This is a genomic window from Skermanella sp. (genome assembly GCF_059503625.1).
In genome coordinates, this window is sequence record NZ_JCACHA010000911.1 from 1 (window position 1) to 7,443 (window position 7,443).

General features: G+C 65.6%; 5 protein-coding genes and 3 pseudogenes. 4 read left to right on the forward strand and 4 right to left on the reverse strand.

All coding sequences use genetic code 11. From position 1 onward, the window contains the following. The first annotated feature begins 12 nt into the window (after nt 1-12). Nucleotides 13-648, forward strand: coding sequence for an IS5 family transposase (locus tag AC5JJ6_RS33215; protein ID WP_496046140.1), 636 nt, complete (start codon nt 13-15; stop codon nt 646-648). A gap of 155 nt (nt 649-803) precedes the next feature. Here AC5JJ6_RS33215 and AC5JJ6_RS33220 read toward each other — a convergent pair. Next, nucleotides 804-1,088, reverse strand: a pseudogene (locus tag AC5JJ6_RS33220) (DDE-type integrase/transposase/recombinase); the annotation flags it as partial. Between the two features lie 235 nt (nt 1,089-1,323). Between AC5JJ6_RS33220 and AC5JJ6_RS33225 the strand changes: the two are divergent. From AC5JJ6_RS33225 to AC5JJ6_RS33235, 3 genes are all read left to right on the forward strand, one after another. Continuing rightward, nucleotides 1,324-1,614 (forward strand): toxin-antitoxin system TumE family protein, encoded by a 291-nt coding sequence (locus AC5JJ6_RS33225; RefSeq protein WP_496046141.1) that lies wholly within the window; start codon nt 1,324-1,326, stop codon nt 1,612-1,614. Further along, on the forward strand, nt 1,611-1,982 hold the full coding sequence (locus AC5JJ6_RS33230) for an HVO_A0114 family putative DNA-binding protein (RefSeq protein WP_496046142.1): 372 nt from the start codon (nt 1,611-1,613) through the stop codon (nt 1,980-1,982). The genes AC5JJ6_RS33225 and AC5JJ6_RS33230 overlap by 4 nt, the downstream gene beginning before the upstream one ends. Nucleotides 1,983-2,248: 266 nt before the next feature. Further along, complete coding sequence (locus tag AC5JJ6_RS33235) at nt 2,249-3,376, forward strand: Fic family protein (protein WP_496046143.1); 1,128 nt, start codon at nt 2,249-2,251, stop codon at nt 3,374-3,376. A gap of 438 nt (nt 3,377-3,814) precedes the next feature. On the opposite strand, the pseudogene AC5JJ6_RS33240 reads toward AC5JJ6_RS33235, so the two are convergent. From AC5JJ6_RS33240 to AC5JJ6_RS33250, 3 genes and pseudogenes are all read right to left on the reverse strand, one after another. After that, nucleotides 3,815-4,771 (reverse strand): annotated as a pseudogene (locus AC5JJ6_RS33240) (IS5 family transposase); the annotation flags it as partial. Nucleotides 4,772-5,090: 319 nt separating this feature from the next. Next, complete coding sequence (locus AC5JJ6_RS33245; RefSeq protein WP_496046144.1) at nt 5,091-6,086, reverse strand: replication protein RepA; 996 nt, start codon at nt 6,084-6,086, stop codon at nt 5,091-5,093. A gap of 1,015 nt (nt 6,087-7,101) precedes the next feature. Then, nucleotides 7,102-7,443 (reverse strand): annotated as a pseudogene (locus tag AC5JJ6_RS33250) (hypothetical protein); the annotation flags it as partial.

The window sequence follows — 7,443 nt, forward strand, 5'->3', positions numbered from 1 at the left end:
AGAGCCGTTTAGATGCATCCAGAACCCGCACCACAAAATCCCGGGACCAAACAGCCCGTCCACCTGCTGGTGGACAGCACAGGGTTAAAGCTCTGTGGTCCCGGCGAGTGGCGGGTAGAGAAGCACGGCACGAGAAAGCGGCGTGGCTGGCGCAAGCTTCATCTCGCCACCGATGCCGACACCGGGTTCATCGTTGCATCGGTGCTGACCGACAAGGATGGCCACGATGGCTCACAGGTTGGCTCCTTGCTCGACCAAATGGAGGGGCCGGTGGCGTCCTTCACCGGTGACGGTGCATACGACAGGGACGACGTCCACGCCGGGGTCGCTACACGGCATCCGGATGCCAACGTCATCGTCCCGCCTCGCTCAAGCGCAGTGCCGAGCGACAGGGCTGGGACAGCGCCGACCCAGCGCGATCGACATCTGCAGCTCATCGCCGAGCGCGGTCGCATGGGCTGGCAGAAAGCATCGGGGTACAACCACCGAGCTCTGGTGGAGTCTGACATCTCAAGATGGAAGCGCGTCATCGGTGATGGTCTGCGTTCGCAAACTGACGGGCGACAGCGCACCGAGGTGGCCGTCGCCGCTGAGGTGCTGAACCGCATGCTTGAGCTCGATCGCCCGGAGTACGTCCGCATCGCATGACCGGAAAGCTGGGCCGGGCTCAATGCGCCCGGTCCGTCGACCAGTGCAACACGCTGGCCTGCGGCGCTACTCGCAGCCCCGTCCAGACTTCGCAACACAACCCGGCTGGGCTTGAACTTGAAACCGGCAAGCAAGCGCTTGAAGAAGCGTTTGGCCGCAGTCGCGTTCCGCCGGCTCTGCACGAGGATGTCGAGCACGACGCCGTGCTGGTCCACCGCGCGCCAGAGGTTGTGCAGCGCGCCGTTAATCTTCAGGTACACCTCATCCACGTGCCATGCGTCGGCGCCGGCCTCGGCCTGCGCCGACGCATCCTTCGACCGAAGCGGGGCCCGAACCTGAGACACCACTGCCGGATGCTCTCGTGTGTTACGCCGGTGCCCCGCTCTATCAGGATCAGCTCGACATCGCGCAGGCCCAAGCTGAAGACGTGATGGAGCCATACCACATGGCTGATGACCTCAACCGGAAAGCGGTATCCAGGATAGGTGGCGAGCTCGGGCGTCATCAATCCAGCTTGGCCCAGCCACTTCGTTCCGGATAGACGTCGGCAACTTGGCAATGCCCCGCCGACCCAGGCACCAAGGCGGCGCTCCGATCGATGACATGGTGGGGAGGGCAACCCCTCCCCTACTATAACCTATTGAGACATATGTGTTGAGGTGCCATACTATCGGTATGGCACCGGCAACCCCGATCATTCGCACGCGGTTTGTGTTCGACGATGGTGCCATCGTGCAGATCCGGGTGTGGCAGGTCCCCTCCCCGGTCCGTGGGTCAGGTCACAGTTTCAAATACTCCCTGTTCTATGGCCGCCCCGGTGAGCGGTTCGTGGGTTACGATAATGAGGCCGGTAAGGGCGACCACCGGCACTATGGCGATCGTGAGGAAGCCTACGATTTCCGAGGCATTCGCGAACTGATCGCCGACTTCCGGGCTGATGTGCGCAAAGCGCGAGGTGAGCGATGAACGAGGACAAGCTGACGATCCGGGCAGGCACGACGCTCGATGCCGAACTCGATGCTGTGACTGATGGGTGGGAGCGGGCTGCGCGTGGTGAGGCGGTGCACCACCACGTGGTGGCGTTCGAGACGTGGGAGGGCATGATGGCGCTGCTCACCCCAGCACGTGTGCAGTTGCTCCGCCACCTCGGGACTCACCCGGCGCGGAGCGTGCGAGCCTTGGCCCTAGACATCGGCCGGGATTACTCGCGGGTGCACGGTGACGTGGCAGCGCTCGAACACGCAGGGCTTGTCGTGCGAGGCAAGCAGGGTGTCCGCGTTACAGCCGATAGTCTGACCGTTGATGTGCGCCTGACCGAGCCCGTGGCGGCCTAGTGACCCTGTTCCCCGGGACACGACCCTCCTGCAACAAAATAGCGCCCTGACACCTCTACCCATGCCGGCCATAAGGCCGGCCATACAGCCGGCCTAATTCTGGTTTTTTCCAACAAACATCAGTAGCATGGCCGTCGTTCTAAGCCGGCCATACGATAGTGCGAAACGCAGGTCCAGCTTCCCTAACCCTCGTGCCTGGTAGTGAGCAGCCGGTGTGGGCTGCCCTCCGCGATCTTGCCTTCCTGCTGGGGGCGGAGGCCGGTGGCTTGGCTGGCAGGCTGGCGCCCGGGACAGCGGCCGCGGTCGGCGACCTCGTGCGGGGCATGAACTGCTACTATTCGAACCTGATCGAGGGACACGACACCCGCCCCGTCGACATCGAGCGTGCGCTCAGGGCCGACCTGGCCACCGAGCCGAAGCGCCGTAACCTGCAGCTGGAGGCGGCCGCCCATATCGCGGTGCAGGGGGCGATTGATGCCGGCGAGCTCGACGGCTGCGCCGAGGCGTCGACACTGGCGATCGAGATCCATCGCCGCTTCTACGAGAAGATGCCGCCGGAGCTGCGCTTCGTCGAGGAGCGGGATAGCGGCCGCCGAGTGGAGGTGCTGCCGGGCAGGCTGCGGGATGGCCACGTTGAGGTCGGCCATCACCTCGCGCCGGCGCCGGAGGAATTGCCGGGTTGGCTGTCCCGCCTTGATGAAGGGGCGCCGGAACGCTTTGGTCGGGCCGACCGGCTTATCGCTATCGCCGCGCTTCACCACCGGCTGCTCTGGGTGCATCCCTTCGCGGACGGCAACGGACGCACCGCCCGGCTGCTGTCGCACGCGCTGCTGCGACGTGCCTCAGTCGGCTCGGCGCTGTGGTCGGTTTCGCGCGGCCTCGCGCGTAATGTCGAGGCCTACAAGGCCTATCTTGCCCGCGCCGATGCGCCGCCACAGGGTGCGCTCGACGGACGCGGAATCCTCTCGGATGGCCGGCTGGCGGCGTTCTGCCGATTCTTCCTGGCGGCCTGCCTTGACCAGGTTCGGTTCATGCGGGCGCTGCTGGCGCCGGAGGCGCTGTCAGGCCGGGTGCGGGAGTTCGTGGCCGCCGAGGCCGCTGGCGGCCGGCTCGATCCGCGCGTCGGGCCACTGCTGGAAGCAGCGATGCTGTTCGGCAGGGTGCCCCGCGGCGAGGTGCCGGGGCTTGTCGGCACCAGCGATCGGCAGGCACGGCGCTTGGTCAGGCCGCTCGTGGAGCGCGGGCTGCTGACCGGCGCGAAGGATGCACCGTTGGAGGTGGCCTTCCCACTTGGGGAAACCGAGCGACTATTCCCACATCTCTGGGCGCCGTCCGGTGTGGCGACGACACTTGCAGCATTGCCGGAGGTGGAAGAGGCACTACGGCTGCCATAGGCCGGGCTGTAGGGCGCTCTCGGGCCACCCCCGAACTGCTCAGGCGCCGGCAGAAGCTGGCCCAGCTCGTCCGCCGTACGAGGGATGAGGATGCGGGTGGGGGTATCCGACCCGCCGGCGGGGACGATGATGCGGACTGGACTGCAGCGGTTGCGAGACTGGATTGGCAACCCTCTAACCACCGCGTCGCTCATGCAAGCGGGCTACGGCACCGCGCCCCACCAGCAGCCTCTCCGCATAGCGGGCCCGCATGGTATGACCCTGGAAGCCATCAGCGCCGTCAGCGATACTGGCCACGTCAGGCTCAGCGCCGTGCCAGCCTGATCGGCGGCCCAGCCCGCCAGGAGCCATCGCTCCTACACCATGCGATGGGACACGACCTGCAGGAGTTAGCAGTGTGGGTGCATTGAGCCCTGCCCTTGTCCTGGACCATGCGATGCGGACGCACTCCGGGCGTCCCAGCTCAGGCATGCGGTTGAGCACGTTGGCGGCGATGGCCACCTCGGTCGCCTGACGCCCGTCCGTCTGCGAACGGAGCCCGTCGCCGATGACGCATTTCCACCGCGACACGTCGGCCTCGACCAGGGCACGCCAGTTGTACCCCGAGGCCCGCTGCCAATCCATTCGGCCGCGCTCGGCGATGGCCTGCAGATGTCGGTCCCTCTGCGTCGGTGCTGTTTCCTCCGTATCGCCCGGCACCGCACTCGAGCGCGGCGGCACGAGGACGGCCGCCTCCGGATGCCGCGCCTCGACCTTGCTGTAGACGTCCTCGCGGTCGTAGGTGCCGTCGCCGGTGAAGGACGTCACTGCTCCGTCGATCCGGTCGAGCAGAGGACTAACCTGCGAGCCATCATCGACATCCCTGTCGGTCAGCACGGAGGTCACAATCCGGCCAGTGTAGGCGTTGGTGGCAAGGTGCAGCACCCTCCAGGCCCGGCGCCGCTTGGTGCCGTGCTTCTCGATCAGCCATTCGCCGGGCCCGCACAGCCGTATTCCCGTGCTGTCCATCAGCAGGTGCACGGGCGTGCTCCCCGGCTTTGGCCACAGCACCTCCAGCGTCTCGGCCCGACGGCTCAGGGTGGAGTGGTCCGGCACGGCAAGGTCGAGACCGAGCAACTGCAAAATGGAGCCGATCAGCCCTTCGGTCTGGCGCAGCGCCAGGCGGAACACCGACTGGAGCGTCAGGGCCGTGGCGATCGCCAGAAAGGAGTAGCGCGGCTGACCGCCCCGATTAATGCGGGGCTCGGCCCTCCACGCCTCACACGCCTCCGCCGTGAACCAGATCGTCAGGCTGCCGCGGGTGCGCAGACCCGCATCGTATTCGGCCCAGTTGGTGACCCGGTGCCGCTGCTTGTGAATGTGACGCTGGCTGTCGGCATTGCACTTGAACGGCAAGAGGGGTGCCCCTGTAGGATGGAGGGACGCGCCCCGGCCTCACCACCCGAAGCCATCCAGGCAGGCGATCGACGCAATAAGGTGTGTGCCATCCTCAACACCTTCAACCGTCTTGGCATGCCAGACACCGTCGCTCTCACCTGATCGAAGCGGCACGCGAGATCAGCGCGTCTTCATCCTGATTTCTGCAACAACGCCCTGGGAACAACCGAGCGGCAGGCGTGAGTTTACCCCCAGGTTGCTGGCTCCTCCTTGGCGGTCCTGGAGCAGCCCTGACCGGTCAACAGGGAGTCTGCCGCTTTTGCACACCCCGCGTGAGTTAACCCCCGTGCCTCTGACCACCAGCCCGCCGCGCAGGAGCCGCATCAGGTCCCTTCATGGCCATGATACGCGGACCGACGGGCGGGGGTGACGGGTTCAGAATTACGCCTTCCTCAGTCAGCTCCACTCGCGCTTCCGGGTAGGCGGCAACCGCCGGGCCCAGCATTTTCGGGAAGTCGCGCCGGAAGAACCGAATTTGCGCATAATTCGCGCCAAACTGGTCGCGCAGCGCTGCCCAGCGCACTTGAGTTGGAACCTGCAGGCTGTGCAGGCGGTAGGCCAGCCAGATGTAAAGATCGAGGCTGGCCGAGCGGTCCGCAAGCTCGCGAATTGCAGTCTCGCGTAGCGGCACCGGGTGCTTGCGGAGTGCGTCGTAGAAGCTCTCATCGAGCACGACGCGGTCCTCCCAAAGATCGGCTTGGCGCTCTTCGTCAGCACGGCGATGAAAGCGCAGTCCGGATCGGACGAAGCGCCCTGCCTCCCACGCGCTTGCGTCCTCGCCCTCCCAGAAAAACTTCAAGGAGCAGGCCGCGATTCGCGCTGCCTGCTCTCTTAACGCTTTGCCGGTCTCACCGCCCCAAGCAAGGCCCATCCTGCCTAGCCAATCGTGCAGACTTCTCCCAAGCTCTACCTCGCGCGAGCCTGTCCTCACGGCCTGGGTCTGGAGGTAGAGGAGGATCATCCTGGCGCGGGCCCCGTAAGGCACGCCGAGCAGCTTTGCGGGTCCGGGTCCTACCTTGAGCCGCCCCGGCTCTACTAAGAGCGTCACGCGGTGCCCGCGCTTCTCCCAAGGCTCTTCGTCAAGAAGCCGCTTGTGGGGCAAGCCCGTGAGGCAGAAGCCGCTGTAGGAGATCCCGATCCGGCCGCCGTCGTCCGCGAGCACTTCCGCCGCGATGTCCACGAGGGGCCTGATCTCGGGCTCTACCATAAGGCGGGCTTGCTCGCGGCCATGGACCAGGACGAGCCGCCTCGCTCCGGCGTCGGCTTCGTTCATCAGACGGCTCCATTCATCGCCTCGAACATCCAGGATCTTTGTCCAAAGCGTCAATTGGGGGATAACTCACGGAGCTACTCGAAAGCTAGTTGAACTCAATTAGTAGAATCTGTGAGCACCTCCCCGTGGATAACTCCGATTCGCGTGAGGTCTCCCCCGGAATCGCGTGAGCTTTCCCCCGTGGATACCCCCTTACCTTGTGGACTTTGTCGCTGCGTGAGTTATCCCCCGCTCCGCGGCGACTCGGCAGTCCCCCTTCCCTTCCCCATTGTGCCCAATGCCGCAGCCAATGCTGGGCGTCGCGGGTGTGAGGGCACTGTGCCGACGGGGGAGAACTCACGCCTGCTGACGTTACGACTCGCGCCCGGTCTACACGTCGTAGATGTATGGGCTCGCCTTGCCGCGGCAGCACCACGGATTTTGCTGTGGTGGCGACGCGTTGCGTCGGAACCTCGGCGGGGGAGAGCTCACACCCCATGTGGCAGCGCTGGCGGCACGTCGCCACCGCACTGTCCCTTGGCCCCCAAGCTAGGGCGGGGACGTGCCGGCCGCCTGCGCTGAGGTGGTGATGCGTCGCTACGAACCTCGGCGGGGGAGAGCTCACACCCCATGTGGCAGCGCTGGCGACATAGGTTGCGGAGTTATATGATGGGGGCCCTCACCGTTTGGGAACCTTCCGCAGCTCGACATGGTCCTCCGGAACGACAGGGTACCCGGCCTTCTCCAGAGCCCGCGGCACACATGGGTCAGCCAAATGCCGTCTTGAGCAGCCGTGTTTCAGGGGTCAGCGGCATCGACATACTGGTCCTTGCCCGCGTTCGGGATCACGTGATGCGGACGTACTCTGGCCGTCCGAGTTCAAGCATTTGGTTCAGCACGGCGGTGGCGACGGCAACCTCGGTCGCTTGCCGCCCATACGTTTGCGAGCGCAGTCCGTCACCGATGAGGCGTTTCCGTCTCGAGACGTCGGCCTCCACCAGAGCACGTCAGTTGTACCCTAAGGCTCTCTGCCAAACTATGCGGCCGCGCTCAGCGGTGCATCTGAGATGCGCATCCCGCTGCGTTGGTGCGGACTGCGCGGCTTCGCTTGGCGCAGCGCTCGCGCGTGGTGGTACGACCAAGGCCGCGTCGGGGTGGCGTGCCGCGACCTCGCCATGGACGTCGTCCTGTCGTAGGCCTCATCGCCGGTGAAGGACGCCGCGGCACCATCGACCCGCTCGAGCAAGGGTCCGACCTGCGAGCCGTCATCGGCATCCCTGTCGGTCAGCAGCGAGGCGACGATCTGGCCCGTGTCGGCGTGCGTGGCTAGAGCACTTTGATGTTGCTTGGAATCGCGCGTTCTGATTCGACGCTGTTG

Coding starts and splice junctions, on each gene's coding strand:
- AC5JJ6_RS33230 (WP_496046142.1), top strand. CDS start 1,611: ATGAACGAGGACAAGCTGACGATCCGGGCAGGCACGACGCTCGATGCC.
- AC5JJ6_RS33225 (WP_496046141.1), top strand. CDS start 1,324: ATGGCACCGGCAACCCCGATCATTCGCACGCGGTTTGTGTTCGACGAT.
- AC5JJ6_RS33215 (WP_496046140.1), top strand. CDS start 13: ATGCATCCAGAACCCGCACCACAAAATCCCGGGACCAAACAGCCCGTC.
- AC5JJ6_RS33245 (WP_496046144.1), bottom strand. CDS start 6,086: ATGAACGAAGCCGACGCCGGAGCGAGGCGGCTCGTCCTGGTCCATGGC.